The 19,632-nt window shown below is 66.0% G+C and carries 18 protein-coding genes and 1 pseudogene; 5 read left to right on the plus strand and 14 right to left on the minus strand.

Going from position 1 to position 19,632, the window contains the following annotated elements; translation table 11 throughout:
* Positions 1-11: 11 nt before the first annotated feature.
* The 3 genes from QM841_RS12295 to QM841_RS12305 all read right to left on the minus strand — a co-directional run bounded on the left by QM841_RS12295 (position 12) and on the right by QM841_RS12305 (position 4,943).
* Positions 12-1,538: a class I adenylate-forming enzyme family protein gene (locus QM841_RS12295; protein ID WP_283332197.1), complete on the minus strand. Its 1,527-nt coding sequence runs from the start codon at positions 1,536-1,538 to the stop codon at positions 12-14.
* Positions 1,539-1,916: 378 nt separating this feature from the next.
* Entirely contained in the window at positions 1,917-3,533 is a 1,617-nt protein-coding gene (locus tag QM841_RS12300) for an amidohydrolase (protein WP_283332198.1), read from the minus strand.
* 39 nt (positions 3,534-3,572) lie between these two features.
* Entirely contained in the window at positions 3,573-4,943 is a 1,371-nt protein-coding gene (locus tag QM841_RS12305) for an MFS transporter (RefSeq protein WP_283332199.1), read from the minus strand.
* A gap of 123 nt (positions 4,944-5,066) precedes the next feature.
* On the opposite strand from QM841_RS12305, the gene QM841_RS12310 reads away from it, so the two are divergent.
* Positions 5,067-5,996 carry a LysR family transcriptional regulator gene (locus QM841_RS12310; protein ID WP_283332200.1) on the plus strand — a complete coding sequence of 310 codons (930 nt, stop codon included), beginning with the start codon at positions 5,067-5,069 and terminating at the stop codon, positions 5,994-5,996.
* Between the two features lie 9 nt (positions 5,997-6,005).
* On the opposite strand, the gene QM841_RS12315 is transcribed toward QM841_RS12310, so the two are convergent.
* Positions 6,006-6,860, minus strand: coding sequence for an alpha/beta fold hydrolase (locus QM841_RS12315; RefSeq protein ID WP_283332201.1), 855 nt, complete (start codon positions 6,858-6,860; stop codon positions 6,006-6,008).
* Between the two features lie 69 nt (positions 6,861-6,929).
* Here QM841_RS12315 and QM841_RS12320 point away from each other — a divergent pair, with 69 nt between their 5' ends.
* Positions 6,930-7,532, plus strand: coding sequence for a CGNR zinc finger domain-containing protein (locus QM841_RS12320; RefSeq protein WP_283332202.1), 603 nt, complete (start codon positions 6,930-6,932; stop codon positions 7,530-7,532).
* A 67-nt stretch (positions 7,533-7,599) separates the two neighbouring features.
* Here the strand turns inward: QM841_RS12320 and QM841_RS12325 are convergent, their stop codons facing one another.
* The 4 genes from QM841_RS12325 to yddG form a co-directional block, all read right to left on the minus strand.
* Positions 7,600-8,958: a styrene monooxygenase/indole monooxygenase family protein gene (locus QM841_RS12325; protein WP_283332203.1), complete on the minus strand. Its 1,359-nt coding sequence runs from the start codon at positions 8,956-8,958 to the stop codon at positions 7,600-7,602.
* 28 nt (positions 8,959-8,986) lie between these two features.
* Complete coding sequence (locus QM841_RS12330; RefSeq protein ID WP_283332204.1) at positions 8,987-10,402, minus strand: LLM class flavin-dependent oxidoreductase; 1,416 nt, start codon at positions 10,400-10,402, stop codon at positions 8,987-8,989.
* Positions 10,399-11,637, minus strand: coding sequence for an acyl-CoA dehydrogenase family protein (locus QM841_RS12335; protein WP_283332205.1), 1,239 nt, complete (start codon positions 11,635-11,637; stop codon positions 10,399-10,401). The genes QM841_RS12330 and QM841_RS12335 overlap by 4 nt, the downstream gene beginning before the upstream one ends.
* A gap of 217 nt (positions 11,638-11,854) precedes the next feature.
* A complete protein-coding gene (yddG, locus tag QM841_RS12340; protein WP_283332206.1) occupies positions 11,855-12,787 on the minus strand; it encodes an aromatic amino acid DMT transporter YddG in 933 nt (310 codons plus the stop codon).
* Between the two features lie 357 nt (positions 12,788-13,144).
* Between yddG and QM841_RS12345 the strand changes: the two genes are divergently transcribed.
* Complete coding sequence (locus QM841_RS12345; protein WP_283332207.1) at positions 13,145-14,260, plus strand: IS630 family transposase; 1,116 nt, start codon at positions 13,145-13,147, stop codon at positions 14,258-14,260.
* Here the strand turns inward: QM841_RS12345 and QM841_RS12350 are convergent.
* The 3 genes and pseudogenes from QM841_RS12350 to arr form a co-directional block, all read right to left on the minus strand.
* Positions 14,241-14,369, minus strand: coding sequence for a hypothetical protein (locus QM841_RS12350; protein ID WP_283332208.1), 129 nt, complete (start codon positions 14,367-14,369; stop codon positions 14,241-14,243). The genes QM841_RS12345 and QM841_RS12350 overlap by 20 nt on opposite strands.
* Positions 14,359-14,475 (minus strand): annotated as a pseudogene (locus QM841_RS43390) (Lsr2 family DNA-binding protein); the annotation flags it as partial. The pseudogene QM841_RS43390 and the gene QM841_RS12350, both read right to left, overlap by 11 nt.
* Before the next feature lie 688 nt (positions 14,476-15,163).
* On the minus strand, positions 15,164-15,661 hold the full coding sequence (arr, locus tag QM841_RS12360; RefSeq protein ID WP_502943258.1) for an NAD(+)--rifampin ADP-ribosyltransferase: 498 nt from the start codon (positions 15,659-15,661) through the stop codon (positions 15,164-15,166).
* A gap of 142 nt (positions 15,662-15,803) precedes the next feature.
* Between arr and QM841_RS12365 the strand changes: the two genes are divergently transcribed.
* Positions 15,804-15,938 carry a hypothetical protein gene (locus QM841_RS12365; RefSeq protein WP_283332210.1) on the plus strand — a complete coding sequence of 45 codons (135 nt, stop codon included), beginning with the start codon at positions 15,804-15,806 and terminating at the stop codon, positions 15,936-15,938.
* Between the two features lie 265 nt (positions 15,939-16,203).
* Positions 16,204-16,662: an Rv1443c family protein gene (locus QM841_RS12370; protein WP_283332211.1), complete on the plus strand. Its 459-nt coding sequence runs from the start codon at positions 16,204-16,206 to the stop codon at positions 16,660-16,662.
* Positions 16,663-16,730: 68 nt separating this feature from the next.
* Here QM841_RS12370 and QM841_RS12375 read toward each other — a convergent pair whose 3' ends face one another.
* From QM841_RS12375 to chcC2, 3 genes are read right to left on the minus strand one after another with little or no spacing between them, the layout of a single operon-like run.
* Positions 16,731-17,483 carry an SDR family NAD(P)-dependent oxidoreductase gene (locus QM841_RS12375; protein WP_283332212.1) on the minus strand — a complete coding sequence of 251 codons (753 nt, stop codon included), beginning with the start codon at positions 17,481-17,483 and terminating at the stop codon, positions 16,731-16,733.
* Complete coding sequence (locus QM841_RS12380) at positions 17,480-17,788, minus strand: YciI family protein (protein ID WP_283332213.1); 309 nt, start codon at positions 17,786-17,788, stop codon at positions 17,480-17,482. The genes QM841_RS12375 and QM841_RS12380 overlap by 4 nt, the downstream gene beginning before the upstream one ends.
* Position 17,789: 1 nt before the next feature.
* Positions 17,790-19,523, minus strand: a complete 1,734-nt coding sequence (gene chcC2 / locus QM841_RS12385) for a 4-oxocyclohex-2-ene-1-carboxylate 5-dehydrogenase (protein ID WP_283332214.1) — start codon at positions 19,521-19,523, stop codon at positions 17,790-17,792.
* Positions 19,524-19,632: the final 109 nt, after the last annotated feature.

Raw genomic sequence — 19,632 nt, forward strand, 5'->3', positions numbered from 1 at the left:
CGGCACGGTTGTCACCAGCCCATCGTCGCCCGGATGTTGGTTTTGACAATCTTGCCGCTGGGATTCATCGGCAGGGCGTTCGGGCCCACGAGCGCGATCATCTTCGGGACCTTGTATCCAGCCAAGTGCTTGCGCAGGAAAGTGGCGATCTCCGTCTCCGTGACGGTCTGACCCGGCCGAACGGCGATCACCGCTCGCACTTCCTCGTCCCACTCCTCACTCGGCACGCCGAGGACGGCGGCTTCCATGACAGCCGGGTGCGTGTGGAGCAACTGCTCGATCTCCGAGCTGTATACGTTCTCGCCACCGGTCTTGATCATGTCCTTGGCCCGGTCGCGGAAGTACAGGTAGCCATTTTCGTCGCGAACCGCCAGGTCGCCGGTACGCAGCCACCCGTTGTCGAGCACCTCCTTGGTGGCGTCCGGTCGACCGAAGTATCCGGTCATCAGATTGGGGCCCCGGACGCAGATCTCTCCGATCTCTCCCACCGCGGTCGGGGCACCGTCGTAGAGATCACGCAACTCGACCTCGGTGAGGAGGTATTCGGTGCCGATCGAGCCGTCGATCTCCGGCCGGAGCATGTCCTGCGGGAGCAAACGGGTGACCATCGGCCCGGCTTCGGTGAGGCCGTAGCGGAAGAACAGGTCGACGTCCGGGATCAGTGCCGACACTGCCAGCTTGTCCGGCATGCGCAGCAACCCGGCACCGGTGTGGAGGGCCTTGAAATTGTTGCGGAACCCGTCGGTGTCGAACGTGCCCGACTTGAGCATGCGCCGGATCATGTTGGGCACGAGGAACATGTTGGTGATCGACTCGCGCGCGACGAGGTCGGCGATCTCCTCTTCCACGAATTTGTGAACGAGGACCGAGCTGTTCCCCGTGACGTAATGGGGCAGGAACCAGCACAGCAGTGCGGCGGAGTGGAAGAGCGGGGTGACGACCAGGCCACGATCGTTCGGGCGGCCACCGATCCGGCAGTCGGCGATTTCGTTGACTGCGTTGGTCAGGATCGCCGAGTGCGAGAGCACGACCCCCTTGGAGAAGCCGGTGGTGCCGCCGGTGAACAGAATGCAGGCAGCATCCGATGCTTGAACCGGCATATCCTTGATCGGTTCCGATCGCAGCAGGTGATCGAATTCGTCCCCCTCGTGCACCACGGCGACCGGCGCTTCGAGGCCATCACCGGCCAGGACCTCCGCGATTGCGGCGTCGAAGCCGTCGCCGACGAGTACGACACGGGCGCCGGTCTCGTTGATGCCGTGGGCCAGCTCCTCGGTTGCCCATCGCCAGTTGTAAGGGACGAAGGCGGCGCCGGCAGCAACGATTCCCAGGAAGGTTTCGATACTGAAGGCAGTGTTGCCCGCCAGCACGCCGACGGTGTCACCGGGCTCGACACCCCGCGCCCGCAGGCCGGCGGCGATAAGCCACGCCCGGTCCGCGAGTTCTCCATGGGTGAGCCGGCGCGTACCGTCGAAGATCGCTTCGCGTTGGGGCACCAGCCGCTCGTTGCGACGAATAGCGTCGACGAGAGTAAACATCGTTCTCCTTAGCCGTACAAGAGCCGTACAAGTGTTGCTGTGGTCTTCAACACTACGTTAGGCGTACGTACGTTCGCTAGTCCTACGGTTCTGGAATTCCCGCCGACTTGCAGCGAATACCGAATGACCGCCCTCTGGGGCAAGACAGCTAATGGCTCGCGTACCGCGACGTCTGCCACACGGTCGCCTCATGGGTGGACGAGGAGTACGACAAGCGCCTCGACGAAAGGGCGGCCGCGGAACACCCCACCCGGGGCACTCCTTCAAGCGACGGGTCGTACCTTCGCCGGCAGGTGGGTCAAGCGCCACCAATCAGCCGGCGGGCGTTGCCGTAGCGATCAGGCATCAATGGTTCCCCCGCCCCGCCGGCTCATCGTCTCAGTCTCGCGTGTATACCTCCGCGCCCCCGACAAACGTTGATTGGACGCCGATTTTCGAGATCTGGTCGTGCGGCACTTCCAGCGGATCCTCGTCCAGGACCACGAAGTCAGCGAGCTGGCCTGCGGCGAGTGTGCCCTTGCGGTCTTCCTCGCCGGTGGCAACCGCTGATCCTGCTGTGTAGATCGCGAGGGCTTCGGTCGGCGAGACACGTTGCGACGACCCGACGAGGGCACCGTCCCACCCGGTTCGAGTGACCATGCTCTGCATCGCCAGGAGAGGTTCCACTGCTCCACAGGGGAAGTCGGAGGACCCCGCCACTGCGACTCCGGCATCGAGGAACGCCCGGTGCGCAAACATCCGCTCTACCCGGTCCTCGCCGTACCAATCGATCAGATGGCTGCCATGTTGATGGACGTAGTTGCCGAAGGGGACCGCGATCGCGGAAAGCTCGTTCATGCGCCGCAAGATGCCCTCGTCCACCACACTGCAGTGTTCGATGCGGTGCCGCAGTCCTGGTCGCGGCATCTTCTTCTGCGCGGTTTCGTATTCGTCGAGGACGAGCCGGATGGCGCGGTCGCCGTTGGCGTGGACGCAGACTCGGTTGCCGTCACCGTGCACCTTCTGGACCACCTCCGCGAGTTCCTCACGGGTGAGCACCTGGATGCCGTGATGACCGGTGTCGTGGTCCGGCTCTTCCAGCAGGAGGGTTCGTCCCCCGACAGCGCCGTCGACGAGCGCCTTCACTCCGACGAAGCGCAGGTAGTCGTCGCCGAAACCCGAGCGTAGGCCGAGCCGGTGTACTGAGTCGTAGTGCTCGGCGGCGAGAAGGAATCCGACACGCATCGTCAACAGGCCTTGCTCGCGAGCTGCCTCGAAAAGGCGAATGTCCGCGGGCCCGGCAAATGCGTCGCAGACCGATGTCAACCCTGCTGCGTGCCAACGGCGAATTACATTCCCTAGCGCTGCTATCCGCTCGTCGAGTCCCAACTCGGGTACGACCGTCCTCCCGTCGACATCGCCCTGGGCGTAGGCGAAATCGGTGAGAGCGCGCTCATAGAGAATGCCGTTGAGCCGACCAGTTCCGTCCCGTCCGAAGTCACCTCCGCTGGGCGGCTCCGAATTGTCGGTGATGCCTCCCGCGGCGAGCGCTGCGGAGTTGACCACTCCCCAATGACAGGCGACGTGGAGGACGATCGTGGGAACGTTCCCGGTGACGGTGTCCAGGTCCCAGCGGGTCAGAACCCGACCTTCGGGCATCTTTGCGTCGTCGTAGCCCACCGCGCGGACCCAGCCCTGTGCAGGGTCGGCCTTGGCCGCAGCACCGACTTTGTCGAGTAGTTGCGTGAGCGTGGATGCCTGCGAGGGTGACACGTCGAGCTTCAGTTCGTTCTCGGCGGCCATAGCGAGGTGCAGGTGTGCGTCGTGAAACCCGGGTGAGATCACGGCGTCTCCCCTGTCGTCGACCCATGCGGTGGGGAATTGTCGGAGCAGATCGTCGGAGTCGCCGAGCGCAACGATACGGTCACCGATCATCGCGATCGCGTTGGCGGATTCCGCAGCGGAGGTGAGGATTCGACGTCCGCGAACGATGCGCGGTCGTGCGGGTGTGTTCATGAGATGGTCCTTAGATCGTGATCGTGATGGTGATGGTGTTCAGTCGACTTCGGCAACGACGTGACGCTCGGTCGCGACGTTGAGGCTGACATCTGTGCGCTCCGAGTGAGGGGCGGGCCGAGTTCGCGTTCGCCGGGCGAGCAGGACCACACACGCCAAGGTGAGCAAGGTGAGGGCCACGTGGTACAACGCCACCATGGCGATACCGCTGCCGGCGAGGAGCCACTGAGCGATGAACGGCACCATTCCGCCGATCAACGTTGCCGACAACTGGTAAGCCAAAGAGATACCGGTATAGCGGATCCGGGCGTCGAACGCTTGCGCGAGGAAGCCGGCCAACACGGCAAAGTACGCCGGACTCGTCAGAGCACCGAGGGCGAGGCCGACGTAGATCAGACCGATGTCCCCTGTGCTGACCAGCGCATAAACAAGCGGCGTCAAAATCACCGTGGCGACCAGCGCCGTCACCATGATTCGCGTCCCCCCGAAGCGATCCGCCAGGAGTGCGCCGATGGGTTGGACGAAGAACTGCACGACCGTTGCCAGCAGCAAAGCCGACAAGATCGTCGATCGGCTGACACCCAGGTCCGTGGTCGTCCACGCAACCATGAACGTGCCCATGAAATAGGCTCCACCGACACCGATCGCCGCGGCTCCGATTCCGAGAAGGAGCGGGACGGGAGCGGTTCGGATGGTTTCGAGTGCCGGCGCCTCGGAAATTTCCCCATGCTCCTTCGCTGCAAGGAATTCCGGTGATTCCTCTACGCCGATTCGAATGATCAACCCGACCAGAAGCAGTACCGCCGAGAAGAGGAATGGGATCCGCCAGCCCCAGGAGGCGAAATCGTCAGCCGGGAGTGTGCTGACGCCCAGAAAGGCGAGGGTCGCCAAGATGTTGCCGACGGGCGATCCCTGTTGCGCGAAAGCACCGAACAGCATCCGTCGGCCGGGCGGCGCGTGCTCGGCGGCGATCAACACCGCACCACCCCACTCGCCGCCCAACGCGAGTCCTTGAACCATCCGGAGCAGGATGAGCAGAACTGGAGCGGCGATGCCGATCGACGCGTAGCCGGGCAAAAGTCCGATGGCGGTACTGGACAGACCCATCAGGACGAGGGTGGTGATCAGCGTCTTCTTCCGGCCGATCCGATCGCCGAGATGACCGAACACCACACCCCCGAGAGGACGGGCCAGGAAACCTGACCAGAACGTCGCGAACGAGGCGAGCAGTCCCACGGTCGGCGATGCCGACGGGAAGAACACGGGCCCGAATGCGAGTGCGGCCGCGGTACCGAAGATGAAGAAGTCGTACCACTCCACCGTGGTGCCGATCAGCGCGCCGAAGCCTGCTCTCCGAGCCCCGCGAAGGTTCGGGACGGCCTCGGAACCCGGGCCGGATATAGCGTTCATGCCTTCTCCTCGAAAGAAACGGAGCCATGAGCCGGCTCACAGTCACGTGCGTGGAGATAAGTGTGCAGAGTGCTGCTATAACCGTCCAATATCCATTTCGCAGCAGGCCAATGCCTAGGAGGCATGGTGGAGATACGTGTACTTCGGTACTTCCTCGCGGTCGTCGACCACGGGTCGGTTACGGCGGCCGCCCGCGCGGTGAGAGTGGCGCAACCCTCGCTCTCCCGGCAACTTCACAATTTGCAGCAGAAGTTGGGTGTCGAATTGTTTCGCCGCGGACCGGGCGCCCTACGTCTGAGTGTCGCAGGCGAACGTTTCCTGCCGCTCGCCCGCGACCTCGTGGCGCGGGCCGACCAAGCGAGCTCAGTACTCAGGCACCTCGCCCGAGGCGACGACATCCCACTGACGATCGCGGCGCCGGCGACCACCATCGCCGACGTCCTCGGTCCGTATCTCGCTGGTCGATACCTGAGGTCAGGACTGAACGACATCATCGAGCGGGATACCCGCACCGTGTACGACGTGGTCCAGCGCGGAGATGCCGACATCGGCATCTCGACGTTCCCTCCACCCGGGTCGATGGAGACCCGAGTCATCGGCCGCGCCCCGGTGTGCGCGCTGGCATCACCGGAACATCCCCTGGCCGGACAGACCCAAGTCGCCTTAGCCGACCTCGTTCGAGAATCGCTCATCCTGATGCACCGCAACAACGCTGCCCGACTCGCATTCGACACCGCCACCGCCGGCCAAGGCCTCGCCTACGTCGACCCCCGGGTTGTGTCAGTGACATCTGTAGCCAGAGCACTCGCCGCATCGGGCCAGGGGGTTGCTGTACTGACCGATCAACCCCTCTTCAACCTCATCCGCGTGCCGATCCAGATCCCTGAAGGCATCCTCGCCGTCACCCTCTATGCGGGCTGGGATCCCGACCACTTCGCCGCGCCCGCAGTGTCGGCACTCGTCGATTCGATCTCCGACTACCACCGAAACGTCCTGACGCCGACGGCGGAGATCACGATCGCCGACCCACTGCACACGCCCGACCGACCGTGACACCGGCGTTCACTGCGCGAGGAAGTCGGCGAGAGCCTGCGCCACGAGGGCAGGCTCGTCCTCGGTGAGGAAGTGCCCGGCGCCGGGCACGAGCGTCGCTCGCGCCCCGGGGATGCGGCGCGCGAGAGCGTCGGCGAACGACCGGTCCAGCCATTCGTCGTCCGCACCCCACACGATCTGCACCGGCACCTTCACGGTGCCGAGTTTCTCGACGACGTCGGCGGTGTCGCGTTCGTCGAAATATTGGACCTGGTCGAGGTAACGCTGCTGCCCGCTCGCGCCCGCGAAAGGACCGAGGTAGGCCTCCGCGACGGACGCCGGCAGCCGACGGCGCGTCGCGGTGTCGAGGTGCGCCTCGGTGATCCGCTGAAAGATGTGCGTCGGCATCGTGCGGTACACGTCGAGGTGGCGTTGCATGTGCTGCGCCACCGGCGTCACCCACGGCGAGAGCACCGCCGCGTCGAGGAGTGCGATGCGCCGGACCGGGACTCCCTCGACGAGGTGTGCCCGGAGCACCGTCGCCGCACCGATGTCGTGGCCGACCAGCACAGGCCGTTCGAGTCCCCAATGCTCGACCAGTCGGGCGAGCACGCGCGCGTGCGTGCGGATCGCCACCGGCTCGCCGGGAATCGGAGGCGAGTCACCGTAGCCCGGGAGATCCCAGACATACACCGTGTTCCGCTCGGCGAGGCGGGAAATCACCGCGCGCCACAGATACGACGACGAGGGCGTGCCGTGCACGAGAACGACGGGCGGTCCGTCGCCGAAGACTCCGGCCGCGATGGTGGCGCCGTCCACCGTCAGCCGGTCGGGCAGGCGCCACCGGTCGGTGTCGACCGTGCTGGAGATCTGCTGTCGAGTCATGATCATCCTCCCGAGACGTAATGGTTAAACTAGCGTGGTAACCATTACGCTAGACGGAGGATGTAAGTGATGCAACTGACTTTCACCGATTACACCTTCGGGGCAGCGGTGGCGACGGCGCTCGTCCTCACCGCCCCGGAGGTGCTCGTCGCGACCGGTGACGCCCTCACCGACGGCGAGTCGCTGCACGCATTCCTCACCGAGCACGGCATCGGCCCCGGAGACCGGCAGGCAACCGGCACCGATCTGGACGAGATCCGTGCGCTGCGGACACGGGTGCGCGACGTCGTGGCCGCGCCGAACGAGGAGGCGATCGTCGACGGAGCCAACCAACTCCTACGCGTCGCCCACACCGCCCCCTTCCTCGGGCGCCACGACGGCACATGGACGTGGCACCTCGAGACCGCACCCGAGTCGACGCTCGCCGACGACCTGGCCGTCGTCATCGGAACGGGCCTGCTCGGAACCGTGGCTTCGCTGGGGCCGAACCGGTTCCGATCGTGCGAATCCCCCTCGTGCAACGGAATTTTCGTCGACACCAGCCGGGCGGGACGGCGCCGGTTCTGCATGCCACAGGTGTGCGGAAACCGTGTCAACGTGGCGAACTTTCGCGCCCGACGCCGTCGCGAACAGCAGGATCGCCCCGGAACGGGCCCCACAGACGCCGGGTGAGGAGTCGATGCCGATACGACCACCACCACCGGCGCCGGATCATCGTGTGGGAACAGCGAGGAGTTGCCTAGGCTCGGGCCGCCGCGGGAGACGCGGTGAATCCGGCGCTCGGCGTGAACCGTGCCAGCACGTCCTCGGCCGGTTCCCCGGCCTTGGCGGCGATGAACGCGAGAACGTCCTCCCTGGTGTCGATACCGATCAGCGTGTCGGGTTCGGAGAGGAACCCGAACAGGGCCGCGGCGACGGGTTCGCTCACGGTCGCCGCCGGGAACAGCAATTCGGCGTGGACCGCGTACTTCGGATCGCCGAGGAACAACCGGGTGACCTCTGCGGCAGCGTGACCCCTTGTGTGCCAGTGCTTCTCGAACTGCTCGGACAACCAGTCGGCGGTGAACTCGCCGTCGTGCGCACGCGCCGCGTCGACGAGCGCGGCCACCTGCACGGCGGTGTTCTGGGCGCCCTGTCCGGCGAGGGGGTCGAACGCGATCGCGGTGTCACCGATCGCCGCGACCACGTGGCCGCTACTGGTCGTCCCGACCGCGCGGCGCACCGTCGGGGTGACCGCCCCTTTCAGCCACGAGTGCGGGTCGGACTCGATCACCTGCAACTGCTGGATCTCGGGGGCGTCGTGCGGGAAGTAGTCGCGGTAGAAGTCGACGACGGTCTGCCGCGCCGAGTGCACGTCGGTGACCGCGGCGAACCGCTCCTCCCACGGGCTGCCCGGTTTCGCGAATCCGAGGAAACTCCATGTGGCGCCGGCGTCCTTGTGCAGGTATGGGCCGAGCCAGGCCTCACCGAAGTCGGTGTGCAGGTTGAAGAGATTGTGCGCGCCGCCCGCCGCGGACCGGTAGCCGAAGGTGTCCGCGCCGTGGCCGAGGCCCTGCAACGTCACCAGCAGCAGTCGGCGCTGCGGTTCGCTGTACACGGTCCGTTCGGTGTCCACCGGGAACAGCGTGGACAGCCCGCCCTTTCCGGTCGCCACGAGCGTCAGGTCGTGGTCGGCGGCGATCGCGTCGAGGGCGTCGGGGTCCACCGTCCGGACCTCGAAGCGGCCGCCGCGGTCCAGGAACCGGCCGAGCCGGTCGTCGGCCCGCAACCGCACGTCGACGCCCTGCGCGACGTACCGGAAGTCGGGGTCGAACTCGAGGACGTCGGCGCGGGTGTCGCCCTCCCCCGTGTGCAGGCGGGTGCTCATCCCGGTCGAGTGCGGACCGTCGGCGTAGAGGTCCTCGATGATGCGGGCGTCGGCCTCACGGGACTTGCCGAAGTAGACGGCGGTGCCGGTGGCCGGGACGTCGTTGCGTAAGGCGTCGCGGTCGCGGTCACTGTAGAGGGTGACGGTGAAACCGGCGTCGACGAGACCGAGCGCGGCAGTGGTGCCGGCCAATCCGGCTCCGACGACGGCGGCGGTGCGGGGTGTACTCATGGGTCCTCCCGGTGGTTGTGGTGGTCGTTCAGGTGTTCGTGTACGCGCGGTAGCGGTCGGTCCGCGTCGAGAGGTCGCCGCCGAGGCGGTACCGCGCGCCCCGGTGGTCGGCGGGAAGCCGGTCGCCCTTGTCGAACAGCTTGTGGCGCAGGGTCCCGTCGGTGTAGCCCGTCGGGTAGGCACCCCGGGCCTGCAGCGCCGGCACGACGTGGGTGACGACGTCCTCGAACGAACCCGGCGTGATCGCGTACGCCAGGTTGAACCCGTCGACGTCGGTGTCGGCCACCCACTCCTGCAACTGCGTTGCGACGGTCTCGCCGGAGCCGACGAACCGCGGCCCGAGCCCGCCGATGCTCGCCCACTCCGCGATATCGCGCACCGTCCACTCGCGACCGTCGTCCGCGGCCTCCTGGAATGCGGCGACGGCCGACTGGATGGCGTTGCTCTCGACGTTTCCGATCGGGTCGTCGAGGTCGTACCGCGACAGGTCGATCCCCATCCAGCCGGACGTGAAGACCAGTGCGCCGTCGAGGTCCGCGTATCGCCGGTACTCCTCCTGCTTCGCGGCCGCGGCCTCGTCGGTGCTGCCCGTGATGACGGTGGACAGCGCGTAGATCCGCGCCGAATAGGGGTCGCGGCCGGCGTCGACGAGGGCCTGGCGGATCCGTGCGACGGTGTCCTTCAGCACCCGCTTCGACGGCGGCCCCACGAAGATCGCCTCGGCGTTCTCGGCGGCGAACCGGACACCGCGCGGCGACGCCCCCGCCTGGTAGATCACCGGCGACCGCTGCGGCGACGGTTCCGACAGGTGGATGCCCGGGACCGTGAAATGCGTTCCGCGGTGGCCGATGTGGTGCACCTTCTCCGGGTCGACGTACACGCCGCGCTCGGTGTCGCGCACGACGGCGTCGTCCTCCCACGAACCTTCCCACAGCTTGTAGAGCACCTCGAGGTACTCGTCGGCATGGTCGTACCGGGTGTCGTGGTCGAGTTGGTCGGCGTCACCGAAGTTCCGGGCCGCGGACGGCAGGTACCCCGTCACGACGTTCCACCCGATCCGTCCCCCGGTGAGGTGGTCGAGGGTGGAGAGTCGGCGCGCGAACGGATACGGGTGCTCGAATCCCGTCCCCGTGGTGATGCCGAAACCGAGGTGTTCGGTGACCGCTGCCATGGCCGAGACGAGCAGCAACGGGTCCGCGACCGGGATCTGGGCGCCCTGCCGCAGCGCGGCCTCGTCGGTTCCGCCGTAGACGTCGTAGGTGCCGAGCACGTCGGCGATGAACAGGCCGTCGAACAGCCCGCGTTCGAGGAGCCGGGCGAGGTCGGTCCAGTAGCCGAGGTCGGTGTAGCGGTGCGACTGGTCGTCCGGGTGCCGCCACAGCCCCGGCGACTGGTGGGCGACGCAATTCATGTCGAAGGCGTTGAAGCGGATCTGCCGGGTCATGCCGGCGCGTCCGCGTCCCGCACGCTCTGCCGCTGCCCGGCGCTCCAGGCGTACGGCAGCGGGTCACCGTTCAGGACGTACGCCCCCACCGACTGCTGCTTGTAGATCAGAGGGTTGTGGGCCGAAATGGTGCGTGCGTTGCGCCAGTGCCGGTCGAGACCGAGTTCCGACGAGGTGATCGACGCGCCCCCCACCTCGAACACTTGCGCGGTCGCGTCGAGGACGAGGCCGATCACCACGGACTGTGCGCGGGCCGCGGCGGCCTCGGCACGGTCCAGGAGTTCAGGGTCCTCACCACCGGCGCCGAGCAGGCGGTCGAGTTCGTCGGCGACGGCGAGCACGGTCGCGCGGGCGCCGTATGCGGCGGCGGACAGCTTGCCGATCACCTGCTGCACGAGCGGGTCGTGCCGGGGCAGGTCGGCGGCGGCGTGGGTGAACGTGCGGGTACGGGCACGAACCCATTCCGCCGTGTCCGTTTCCGCACGGCGGGCGATCCCGGCGAGGACGGCCAATTGCACGAGTTGCAGGTAGGACGTCGCGTAGGTGCGGCCGGGCGCGCCGTATCCGGGCCCGAGGATCCGGTCCTCGGGCACCACGACACCCGAGAACGTGGTCGTGCCGCTTGCAGTGAGCCGCTGTCCGAAACCGTCCCAGTCATCGGTCTGGGTCACGCCCGGAGCGTCGGCGTCCACCAGCACCGACACCCGCTCGCCGTCACGGTCGGCCGCGACGAGGATGTGATCGGCGTACAGACTGCCCGTGCTGTAGTACTTCACGCCGTCCAGAACCCAGGTGCCGTCGTCGCCGCGGCGCAGCGTCGTCTGGTACCGGTCGGCGGCTCCCACCCCGGGTTCGGTGATGGCGTTGCCGACCAGTGTCCCCTCCGCCGCCGCGCGCAGCCACCGCTCGCGGTTGACCGTCGGGGCGGCGAGACGCTGGTCCTCGACGAAGCTCCAGTGCACCCGAAGCGCCTGGGGCAGATTGGATTCCGCGGCAGCCAGGTCGATCAGCAGACCGAACAGCTGTCGGACCGACGCGCCGAACCCGCCGAACTCGACGGGGACGCGCAGGGCACCGAACCGCGCGTCGCGAAGCAGACCCACCTCGTCGAACGGCAACCGGCGATCCTGTTCCCGGCCCAGCGCGCCCTCGGCGATCCGGTCGAAGATCGGATGGAACCGGTCTTCGAGTTCGCGGTCGGTCACTGCCTCGGCCTCGATCGTTGAACTGCTCACGTGCCTGCTCCTCGGTGCGTCGACTATGTCGACACCACGATGGGCGAACGGGCCACGTGGGGGCACTACTTACGATCGTGCAGAGTCGAACGCTCGGCTCGCGCGGTCTGAGGTGCCGCTCTACCCGCACCGTGTACGTCGAGCCGACCGATCATCGACGGAGGAATCGATTGTCCCGGTGAAATCACTTGGAACAGCGGCCATATTCGCAGCCTCGCTAGCTTCCCGACCCGACGTCGATCGGCACACGAGGCGCCGAACGGCGATCACTGGCGATGGTTACCACGCATTCCACTCGCGTACCGAGAAGTGAACGAACGCCGGTGAGCTCGTCGATGCTCGTCTCGTCGAGAAACTGCTCCTCGATGCTCTGCTCGTCGAGCGACCCGACCTCTTCGGAAACTTCGACGGGTGCCTTCGGTCCGCGCGTCGCCCACCAGCACAGGATTGCCCCGAGGCACACCACAGCGGTTCCCACCCAGAACGTGAGGCCGAGTGCCGTGGCCAACATCGACGACGAGAATGCGGCGGACAGTACAGGCGTGAAGTACGAGACAGCGGCGAGCAAGGTCATGTTTCCGCGGAGGATTCCGACATTCCACAAGGCGTAGCCGAAGCCGATCGCGCACGCCGCCACCACCGTCGCCGCGATCGCGGTGAAGCTCAGGTGCATCGGCTCGCGACCGGACGACAGGTACATGCACCAGAACGCCACAGCCGTCAGCACGAAGAACGGGGTGATGCCGTTGTTCCCGTTCGCGAACATCTTGGTGACGGTGCAGTAGCCCGACCAGATCACTGCGCCGGCGAACGCGAGCCCATAGCTCAGAGGATTCGAGCGCACGTTGTCGACGGTGCCTGCGACGTCCAGTCCGGCGTCACCGCCGAGAACGACGGCAATGCCGACTACCGACAGCACGATGCCGGGCAGGATCAGGCGCGAAGCCTTCTGTCCGGCGAACACGATCGCGAACACCACCGTCAGGCTCGGCCACAGATAGTTCACGATTCCGACTTCGATTGCCTGCCTCGGAGTGTCCGCCAGTCCGATTGCGAGGGCAAAGCACACCTCGTACGCGGCAAACATCACGGCACCGGTGACGAGATACGTCCGACTGAAGTCTTTGAACTTGGGCCATCCGACAGTCACCGACAACAGAATCGCGCAGCACGAGTAGATCATCGCAGCGCCGCCGATCGCCCCAGGCTATCGGTGACCAGACGGATCATTCCGACCATCGAACTCCACAACACAATCGCCAACAGCCCCGCCGCGGTGGCACTTCCGCTCGACTTGGTCGCTCTCACAACAACACTCCTCCTTTACCGTGCTCGTGAACTCTCGGTGACACCGTCGATCGTACCGATTCGACCGGGATGCAACGAGTTTCGCGCCCTGTCGCACAGGGAAACGACTGCCGCTGCAACCGAAGGTCTCGGTTGTACTGCGGGCATCAGAGACTAGTTTCCTGAGTCATAAATAAGCCATCGGTTGTTAAGATTGGTCATGGCAACTCGCGGTCCGCGACCGGCGGACATTGTGCTGACCGAGACCGAACGCGTAGAACTCGAGGGGTGGTCGCGGCGACGCAAGACCGCTGCAGGTCTGGCGGTACGGTCGCGAATCATTCTCGCTGCTGCCGATGATGGATCGAATACCGAAGTGGCGCAGAGGCTGAGGTTGAACCGAGGCACGGTGCGGCGGTGGCGGGACAGGTTCGTCGAGGACCGATGCGACGGGTTGCTCGACGAACCACGCCCCGGCCGTCCCCGGACGATCGACGACGACAAGATCAAGGATCTGATTACCTCGACCCTCGAAACGACACCGAAGAACGCCACACACTGGTCCACACGATCGATGGCAGAGCATCTCGATATCTCGCAATCGACGGTCTCGAGGGTGTGGCGCGCGTTCGGTTTGGCCCCACACAAACAGGACTCATGGAAACTGTCGAAGGATCCACTGTTCACGGAGAAGGTCCGTGACGTCGTCGGCCTGTACATGAACCCGCCCGAGCGGGCTCTGGTGCTCTGCGTCGACTGGGGGTCCCTCCCGCTTGCGGGGGCGAAGACTCAGATCCAAGCACTGGACCGGACCCAACCGATATTCCCGATACTTCCCACCACCCCGCAACGCGCCAGTCACGACTACGTCCGCAATGGCACCTCGAGCCTGTATGCCGCTCTCGACATCGCCTCGGGGAAGGTGATCGGATCACTCCATTCACGCCACCGCGCACAAGAATTCATCGCATTTCTCCGCAAGATCGACGCTCAGGTTCCCGACGATCTCGATGTCCACCTCGTGATGGACAATGCATCGACGCACAAGACTCCCGCGGTCAAACGATGGCTCCTCGCGCACCCGCGCTTCGTCAGCCACTTCACACCGACCAGCTCATCGTGGATGAACCTCGTCGAACGCTGGTTCGCCGAACTGACCACCAAGAAGCTCCAACGCTCCACGCATACCTCGGTCCAACAGCTCAACAAAGACATCCGAGCATGGATCGAGACCTGGAACGACAACCCCAGACCTTACGTCTGGGTCAAGACCGCCGACCAGATCCTCGACTCCATCGCACACTACTGCGCCAGAATTAAAGGCTCAGGAAACTAGGGAACAGTCCGAGGAATCTGCCGAGCACCAGACCGATGTGCAGTTCGAGACGATGCGCGCCCACCGTGAGGTCGAGCCCAGTGAGGTCCGCTCGGTCGTCAGTGGGCATCGAGGAAAGCCTGCTCGATGTCCGCGGGTATCCGGCCGCGCGAGGAGATCTCGTAGCCCTGCTGGACTGCCCATTCCCGGACCTCCTTGGCCGTGCCCCCGCCCCGGGGCCGTCGAGTGCGGGAACGGCGCGTCGGCCGTTCCTCCTCCTCGGGCTGCTCGGTCTCTTCGCCCTCGTCGTTCTCGCCCGTCACCTCGGACTGCTCGTCTCCTTCGTCCTCCGGCAACTCTCCGCCGTCCCACACCTGTTCGTCCTCCGCGGACTCGTCACCCGCAGGTTCTTCCTCGCTCTTTTCCGGCTCGACTACGCGGAGGTCGCGGTTCTCGCCCGACCTCCGCTTGGTGCCGGCCTCCTCGGCCACGCCACCCACGAGGTGTCCGGCGCTCGACTGGAGGCGGTTGTTCAGCGAATCGATGCGCGAGCTGGTCGCGGTGACCGCCGCGGCTTTCGCGGCGGTCATCAGCTCTACCCGAATAGACTCGGTCAGCTTGGCGACCTCCGGGGAACTCGCGAGCTTCGCGGTCCAGCCCCTCAGTAGAAAGCCGGCCCCGACCGCCACCACCAAACGACCTTTGGTTTTCATCACCCTCACCCGCAGTTGCCGAGTTGTCACCCCGCACCTCGGCGTCGGTGGGCGGCGAGATACATCACGGAACCGTTCCCGGCGGGGTGCGTAAGCCCTGTTTACCCCGGACAGGGGCGCCTAATCATCATCACCTGGCTCATAGGACAAACACCAAACTCCACACCCTCCCCTGGGCCCCCGGCGCCCACTCGATCGGCGCGTCCGGGAGCTAGTCGTAGATGACGGCAAGTCCCCGGCGCTCGAGGTCGGCCAAACCGTCCCGCATGGTTTGGAGCTGTTCGGGTGAATGCCCCACCCAGTCCGTGATCTCGCCGACTATTCTCACGGGCTCCCGTGTGCGGTAGGAGCGGGTCGGATTTCCGGGAAACTTCTTGTCCGTCACGTTGGGGTCGTCCTCCAATGCGCCTTCCGGTTCCACGATGTAGATGCGCCCCCTGCCCTCGCCTATAGCCAACTCCGCTCCCCACACTGCGGCATCCAATGTTTGCGTCACATAAACGTGGTTCGAGAGGCGCCCGACCCCGTAGTTCGACAGGTACCCGGGCACCAGCACATCACCCACCGAAAGGTCTGCCTTGGTGCCGTGAAAGAGCGCGCCCGACTCGTGCACTTCGAAAGGTTTCGTCACAACAACCCCATCCGTTGTTCTCGTCGGACGATTGTGCAGCACGTCAGGGGCCTTGCCGCAAGCCCCACTCCCCGCCATATAGTGAGAGCGGGAGAATCCGTAATGGGAGTTTGCTGCCATAATCGTCGACCGTATCGTCGTTCGCACAGTGAGATCCATACGTGGACCCCACCGCCCAGCCAGTAACAGCCTGCCGGGCAGAGTGGATACAAGGGCGACGATGTCCTCCACCCGCAACGCAGCCCGCGGCGTCCTGGATCGGCCGCGGCGGTTCAGTGCCGTCGGATCCCCGGACAGGTTCGAGGAAACCAAGCTTCCGCTGCAGGACTCTGCAGGCACGCGGTCCGCGTCGTAGTGCCCGATCACCCACACCCACCGACTCAGCGTGGACGACGAATAGGCGCGCTCCCCTCTCTGTCGACGGTGTCGGCGGCATAGGCCACGTCGGCGGCGACGCGAGACCGGGTGCGACGGCAACGCACTGCGCCCGCGCGTCTCACCCCAGCCCAGAAGCCCGCCAGTCGCCGGCATAGACCCGGTCGGTCCGGTGCCGCGCCGAGGACCGGACCGGGCTTCAGGGCGGCTTGCACACCCATGCGAGGTCGAACGAAGATGGAACGGTGATCATCGAACGCAGCTCGGTCGTCGGCGCACCGATCGGGCAGGTGTGGGCGAGGGTCGTCGACCCGGAGGGGATCAACGACGAAATGCGTCCGTGGATGACGATGAGCATCCCGCGGGGTCGGGACTCGATCACCATCGACTCGGTCCCGATCGGTGAGCCGCTCGGGCGAGCGTGGCTGCGGCTGTTCGGGCTCGTCCCGTTCGATTACGACGATCTGACCATCGCCGAACTCGAGCCGTGTCGGCGGTTCCACGAGAAGTCGACGATGCTCAGCATGCGCCGGTGGGAGCACGAACGGACGCTGCGGCCCTTCGACGACGGGAGCACCGGCGTCCACGACCGGATCACGTTCGAGCCGAGGCTGCCGCTGGTGCCGCTGACGCCGGTGCTCGCCCGCGTCCTCCGCGCGTTCTTCGCCCACCGGCACCGCCGTCTGGTGCGACACTTCGACTGACATCCGCGCCCAATGTCACACCGGTGCAGTCGGACTGAACCAGTGTGACATTGGGCGCGACAACCGGGTCAGTGCGCCGTGTACCCACCGTCGACGACAAGTTCGGTGCCGGTGGTGAAGCCGGACTCGTCCGAGGCGAGGTAGAGCACCCCGTACGCGATCTCGTCGGGTTCCCCCTGCCGCGGGAGAGGGTTGCCCGAGACGAGTTGACGGTAGTACTCCTCCGGTCCGATCGCGCTGCCCTCGGCCGACCGCTGACTCATTGCCGTCCGCATCGACCCGGGGTGGATCGAGTTGACGCGAATTCCGTGCGGCCCGTACGTGACGGCGTCTGCCTTGCTCAGCAGTCGCACAGCACCTTTCGACGCGTGGTAAAGCGGGACGTTGGAGCCTCCGGTCAGCCCGTGGATCGACGAGAAGTTCACGATGCTGCCCTTCTTCCGGCCGATCATGTGGGGCACGACGTGCTTGGTGATCAGCCAGACACCCTTGACGTTGACGTCGAAGATCTGGTCGAACTCGGCGACCGACGCCTCGTGCGACGGCGCGGGCCGCCCGATGATGCCGGCGCAGTTGACCAGGATGTCGGGAACACCCACAGTCTCCACCACCGCTGCGACGGCCTCGGCGACGCCGGCCTCGTCGGTGACGTCGACCGCGAACGACGTGATCGCCGTCGAATCCCACGGCGCATCCGGCACTTTGAGGTCGAGGGCCGCGATCAGCGCGCCCTCTCGCGCGAGCATCCGCGCGGTCGCGCCACCCAGGTCACCGTTCGCCCCCGTGACGACGGCGACCTTCCCTGCCACTCGACCCGTCATGACCTACCTCCCACTGCAGCGACGGCCCACGGGCCGATCATCGGATTCCATTCGGTGATGTCGTACGACGCGACGAACCCGCGGGTCCGGAACGGGTCGCCCTCGACGACGTCGACGACGTCGTGTTTGCCCGCGGCCTCGTAGATCATCGCCGCGCCGGGGTCTTCTCCTGCCGCGAACGGTCCGGATCCGAGGATCAGTCCGCGGTCGGCGGCGGCTTGCAGGTGGCTCTTGTGTTCGGGACGGTGCTCGTCCCGGCCGGCCGTGTCGCCGGTGTATACGTAGCGGACGAGGAAGAACGGCACGTCAGACCTCTTCCAGGACGGTCGGCTCGACGGATTCACTGCGCAGCGACGCGAGGATCTCGGCGTCCCGGCCGATGGTGTATCCGAAGACGAGGGCGGGCCCGATGTTGGCGCCGTAACCCGGGTAGCCGCCGCCGAAGATGCTCACCGCCGCGGAACCGGCGGCGAACAGGCCGGGGATCGGCTGGTTGTCGTCGTCGAGGACCTGGCTGTGCCGGTCGACGGCCAGACCGGAATAGGCTCCGAGGTCGCCCATCTCGATCTTCGCGGCGTAGTACGGTCCCTTGTCGAGTGGCTCGAGGTTCGGGTTGGGCTGGTGTTCCATGTCGCCCTTGAAGTGGTGGAACCAGTTCGACCCGCGGTTGAACTTCGGGTCCTCCCCCTTCGCGGCTCCCGCGTTGAACTCGGCGAGGGTCTTCTTCAGCCCGGCGACGTCGACACCGATCTCGCGGGCGAGTTCCTCGACCGTGTCGGCCTTGTGGAGGAATCCGGTCTTCTTGAAATAGCCCTGCGGGATCGGCCACGGCTTGGCGTAGCCGATGCCGTACTTGTTCATGGCTTTCGAGTCGGCGATGATGTAACCGAATGTCGCGTCCTGGCCGTCGTTGTCCTGAATCATCGCCATGCCGAAGTCGTGGTAGGAACTCGACTCGTTGGCGAAACGTTCACCCTTGCGGTTCACGGCGATCAGTCCGGGAAGGCCGAATGCCCGCAGGTGCGGGAAGATCCGCTGTTGCCCGCGCAGGCCGGTGAACACCGTCACCGGGGCCCACGCGGCCGGCTCGTGGACGTCGGTGTCGACGTGCCCGCCGAGCGGCGCGGCCAGTCGCACGTTGTCGCCGTCGTGCCCGACCGTGGGAGTGAAGTGGTTGTCGCCGTGCGGATCATGACCCCAGTACTCGGCTCGCAGCGCCGGATCCGAGGAGTAGCCGCCGGCCGCGATGACGACGCCGAGCCGCGCCTCCACGGTTCCCGCGTGCACTCCCCCGAGTACCGCCCCGGTGACGACGCCGTTCTCCGACTGCAGAATCTTCGTCACGGGCGTCTCGGTCCACATCCGGATGCCGAGCTTCGCGGCGGACGACACCATCCGCACCATGAGCGAATTGCCGTTGGTCCGGTCGAACGATCGGCGGCAGAGGACCGTCTCGACCCACGTCTTGAGGAGCTTCTTCGACACGTAGGCAAACGATTTCCACGACTGGTTGGCGTGGAGGAACTGTGCGATGTCGGGCCCGACTTCGGGCATGTAACCGAAGACGGTGTAGGTGTCGAGGTAGGGGCGCAACCGCAGCCGGTTTTCGCCGAGGGTGCGCGCGTCGACCACCTTGCCGGAGATCGCGCGGCCCGACGGCTTCGCGCCCGGCGCGTCCATCTGGTAGTCCGGAGCCATTTCCGGATAGACGAATTCGACGTCGGTGTCGCGCTCGAGCCAGTCGATGGCCTCAGGCACCTCGTCGAGGAACGTGTCGACCATCTCGGCCTTGTAGCAGTCCTTGGCGAGGGCGCGGATGTAGGTTTCGATGTCCTGACGGGTGTCACCCTGCGCGACGCCCTGCTTGTTGCCGGGCACCCACGCCCAGCCTCCTGAGATCGCGGTGGTGCCGCCGAGCCACTGCGACTTCTCGGCGACGATGACGCTGTGCCCCTCGCTCGCCGCCTTGAGTGCGGCGGCCATGCCTGCGGCCCCGGATCCGATGACCAACAGGTCGCATTTGACAGTTTTCGAGCTCATGCTTGGACCTTCCCTGGAGAGTCGGCACTCGATCAGGCATCGGCGAAAGTTCTGGTGTGCAGTGACTTTCGGATCGCGATGCGTGATCGGTGACGGTGTGTTCGTGACA

Source organism: Rhodococcus sp. IEGM 1307 (assembly GCF_030056915.1).
In the GTDB taxonomy this organism is placed as follows: domain Bacteria; phylum Actinomycetota; class Actinomycetes; order Mycobacteriales; family Mycobacteriaceae; genus Rhodococcus_F; species Rhodococcus_F opacus_D.

Bases quoted from the DNA above. Each gene is read 5' to 3' on its own strand.
- QM841_RS12295 (WP_283332197.1), bottom strand. From the start codon at position 1,538: ATGTTTACTCTCGTCGACGCTATTCGTCGCAACGAGCGGCTGGTGCCC.
- QM841_RS12300 (WP_283332198.1), bottom strand. From the start codon at position 3,533: ATGAACACACCCGCACGACCGCGCATCGTTCGCGGACGTCGAATCCTC.
- QM841_RS12305 (WP_283332199.1), bottom strand. From the start codon at position 4,943: ATGAACGCTATATCCGGCCCGGGTTCCGAGGCCGTCCCGAACCTTCGC.
- QM841_RS12310 (WP_283332200.1), top strand. From the start codon at position 5,067: ATGGTGGAGATACGTGTACTTCGGTACTTCCTCGCGGTCGTCGACCAC.
- QM841_RS12315 (WP_283332201.1), bottom strand. From the start codon at position 6,860: ATGACTCGACAGCAGATCTCCAGCACGGTCGACACCGACCGGTGGCGC.
- QM841_RS12320 (WP_283332202.1), top strand. From the start codon at position 6,930: ATGCAACTGACTTTCACCGATTACACCTTCGGGGCAGCGGTGGCGACG.
- QM841_RS12325 (WP_283332203.1), bottom strand. From the start codon at position 8,958: ATGAGTACACCCCGCACCGCCGCCGTCGTCGGAGCCGGATTGGCCGGC.
- QM841_RS12330 (WP_283332204.1), bottom strand. From the start codon at position 10,402: ATGACCCGGCAGATCCGCTTCAACGCCTTCGACATGAATTGCGTCGCC.
- QM841_RS12345 (WP_283332207.1), top strand. From the start codon at position 13,145: ATGGCAACTCGCGGTCCGCGACCGGCGGACATTGTGCTGACCGAGACC.
- QM841_RS12350 (WP_283332208.1), bottom strand. From the start codon at position 14,369: ATGCCCACTGACGACCGAGCGGACCTCACTGGGCTCGACCTCACGGTG.
- arr (WP_502943258.1), bottom strand. From the start codon at position 15,661: ATGGCGGGGAGTGGGGCTTGCGGCAAGGCCCCTGACGTGCTGCACAAT.
- QM841_RS12365 (WP_283332210.1), top strand. From the start codon at position 15,804: ATGTCCTCCACCCGCAACGCAGCCCGCGGCGTCCTGGATCGGCCGCGG.
- QM841_RS12375 (WP_283332212.1), bottom strand. From the start codon at position 17,483: ATGACGGGTCGAGTGGCAGGGAAGGTCGCCGTCGTCACGGGGGCGAAC.
- chcC2 (WP_283332214.1), bottom strand. From the start codon at position 19,523: ATGAGCTCGAAAACTGTCAAATGCGACCTGTTGGTCATCGGATCCGGG.